This window comes from Candidatus Micrarchaeia archaeon (assembly GCA_041650355.1).
Taxonomy (GTDB): domain Archaea; phylum Micrarchaeota; class Micrarchaeia; order Anstonellales; family Bilamarchaeaceae; genus JAHJBR01.
Genome location: JBAZLI010000098.1, coordinates 1 through 2,989, shown reverse-complemented (window position 1 = coordinate 2,989; position 2,989 = coordinate 1). Strand labels below are relative to the sequence as shown.

The 2,989-nt window shown below is 49.2% G+C and carries 4 protein-coding genes; all 4 read left to right on the top strand.

Translation table 11 applies throughout. The features are described 5' to 3' along the window. Nucleotides 1-1,109, top strand: a 1,109-nt coding sequence (locus WC488_05275) for a CTP synthase (GenBank protein MFA5077807.1), incomplete at its 5' end; no start/stop codon positions are given. A 57-nt stretch (nucleotides 1,110-1,166) separates the two neighbouring features. After that, entirely contained in the window at nucleotides 1,167-1,751 is a 585-nt protein-coding gene (locus tag WC488_05270; protein MFA5077806.1) for a winged helix-turn-helix transcriptional regulator, read from the top strand. A 4-nt stretch (nucleotides 1,752-1,755) separates the two neighbouring features. Then, nucleotides 1,756-2,181 carry a hypothetical protein gene (locus WC488_05265; GenBank protein ID MFA5077805.1) on the top strand — a complete coding sequence of 142 codons (426 nt, stop codon included), beginning with the start codon at nucleotides 1,756-1,758 and terminating at the stop codon, nucleotides 2,179-2,181. 332 nt (nucleotides 2,182-2,513) lie between these two features. Then, a partial coding sequence (locus WC488_05260; protein MFA5077804.1) for a hypothetical protein occupies nucleotides 2,514-2,989 on the top strand: 476 nt, incomplete at its 3' end.

Here is a 2,989-nt window from a genome sequence, read left to right as displayed (position 1 = left end):
CTACGGAAAAGAAAGCGGTTTTCGTCCAGCTCACCTATCTCCCGAGCCTTTCCCCGGGGGAGCAGAAAACAAAGCCGACGCAGCACGCGAACCGCCTTTTGCTTTCCATGGGCATAAAGCCCGAGATAATAATGTGCAGGGAGCAGGAGGAGCTTAACGAGGATGCGAAGGAAAAAATCGCGATGTTCTGCAATGTAGATAAGGACGCTGTTTTTGATGACCCGTGCGTGGAAACTGTTTACGAATTGCCGCTTGCGTTCGAGAAGCAGGGGCTCTACCCTGTGCTCGCGAGGAAACTTGGTCTGGAACCTGGGAGGACTGCGGATTTGGATGACTGGAAAAAGAGGATTGAGAGGATAAAGAAGCCCAAGCACGAATTGAAGGTCGCGCTCGTGGGCAAATACACCAAGGTGAGGGACGCGTATGTGAGCGTGAGCGAGGCGCTCGTGCATTCAGGGGCTGAAGTGAATGCGCATGTGCACTGCGATTTGCTCGACGCAGAGAAAATTGAAAAGAGCAGCGCGGAGGAAGTGCTCAACGGCTATGACGCAATCATCGTTCCCGGAGGATTCGGGAAAAGGGGCATAGAGGGGAAAATAAGCGCGATAAGATACGCGAGGGAGAGCAATGTGCCTTATCTGGGCCTATGCCTGGGGATGCAGCTCATGACTGTGGAGTATGCGAGGGACGTTGCCGGGATGCAGAATGCGAATTCAACTGAGTTCGACGAGAAAACCGCTTACCCTGTCATTGACATTTTGCCCGAGCAGAAGCAGATTGTGAAGAAAGGCGCGACGATGCGGCTCGGGGCTTACGAGATGAATCTGAAGGAGGGGACGCACGGGTTTGAGGCTTACGGAGAAGGGACAGTTCATGAGAGGCACAGGCACAGGTATGAAGTGAATCCGGAATTCGTGCAGAAGCTTAAGGATGCCGGGCTGGTCATTTCAGGGACGCATCCGAAGAACGAGATTACGGAAATGGTGGAGTGGAAGGATTCGTTCGGGATTGCGACCCAGGCGCACCCGGAGCTCAAGAGCAGGCTGGAAAAGCCTGCGCCGCTCTTTGTCGCTTTGCTGAAGGCTGCGATTAAGCGTAGGAAGAGTTAGTTATAATTAAAACTATTAAATGATAACTTTATAAATTATAAACTTATAACTTTAATTATGAAATTCGGGACAGATTTGCAGTTGGCGATATTGGGTTCTCCGGCAAAAGTCAAGATAATGGGCTTCCTGCTCACCGACGGGAGACAGGTAAGCGAAAACGAGCTTGCCCAAAGGGTGGGATTTTCGCAGCCTGCAGTGAACAAGGCGCTCAGACAACTGGGCGATTTGAACTTAATAGAAAGGAATAAAATGGGGAATTCTTATGTCTGGTCGCTCAGGCGCCAAAGCTATGCATACGATGCGATACTCACCCTACGCGAATTCTTCCAAAAGCCTCGGATGCCGCTTGATTACCTCATGGAGACGCTGAGGCGCGGATTCGGAGAAACTGCAGTGGCATCGCATGCCTACCTCATCGGTTCGGTGGCAACAGGTCACGAAAGCGGCAAAAGCGATGTGGATGTGCTGATAATCACAAGGGATGCGAAGGGCAAGAGCCTGGCGCAGGAGCAGGCAGCCAGGATGCACAACGAAGTATACGAAAAATTCAACGCGCTTCTTTCTGTTTCCGTAGTTTCATCGGCAGGGGCAGAAAAGAATCCCTGGATGAAGAAGGAAGAGGGCAAAATACGCTTATGGTGAATGCATGTCTGAAGTGAGGGTGGATAGGGGAGAATGCAGAGCCTACTACAGGAAGGCGAAGGAAGATAAAATGGCGGCTGAGATGCTCAAGGAACAGGGGTTTTATTCCCAGGCGTTCAGCCTCGCAATAAAGGCCTTTATTCTATACCTGGATGCATTGAACATAGCGGACCTTGGGATAAAAAGTTCAAGCCCCAATCATAAGGAAACGATAGATACTTTCAGCAAGGTGCAGGTAAGGGATCCTGTGCGAGCCAAGACCAAGGAGGACGTTAAGAGAGAATATCTGCGATTCATAGGCATGAAAAACGCAGCCGATTATACCGGGGACGAATTCAGGGAGAAGGATGTTGACAAACTTCTCAAGGCATTGGAAAATGCAGATTTTTTCATAAGAAGGGAACTAAGTGAGAGGGGCTACAGCACATAAAGAATAAATGGGTTGAACCAAACAATTAAATAGTGGGAAAGCGTTAATAGTTGCGGTGTAAAAAGTGGCAAAGAGGGATTTACTTCACAAAGAGGGATTTGCTTCATTGAGCAATACCTCATCGCGCTTGATTCCAAGGCGCGCCTAGTTCTACCATTGGAGATAAGAGATTATCTCGGAGTGAAAAAGAACGAAAAAATACTCATTAGCGTGAGCGATGTGCGGGGCAGAAAGATAATCCTGGCATAAGCGAAAGCTCCGGAAAATCTCGAATTATGCGCATACTCCAGAAATGGGGCTTATGTAAAAAACAAAAAGAGGTGTGAAAATGAATGAAACTAGGTCAACGAGGGATTTACTTCACCAAGAGGGTGAGTATGAAGGTGGCGATACAACGCCATGGACTGAACCCTGAAACGCTTGGATCAGAGAAGCTGATTAGAGCCAGCGTGTGCACTGGCCAGGGGCTTGTCTTGAATGGCTGCGGCAGGACGGTCAACCTCAAACCAGGTTCTGGAAAAGACGAAAGCACGATCCGAATTGGTGCCATAAACTCAGTCTGCGAGAGTGCTGATTTGGTGGTGCAGCCGGATTTTGTCGCGGAACGGGTTTCGGATGGCAAAAAAGTAGGTGATATACTCCAGCTTGAGTTCAACGATGTCGTCAGCACGACCCTATATGGTTGTACGCTAAAGAATCGGAATGTGGGATGCAAATTCTGCAGAAGCAAACCATACCAGGGAAACAATTTCTCAATTGCGGAGTTTCGGGCTGCACTTGAAGTAGTGAAGCGCTTCCAAAAGCCGTT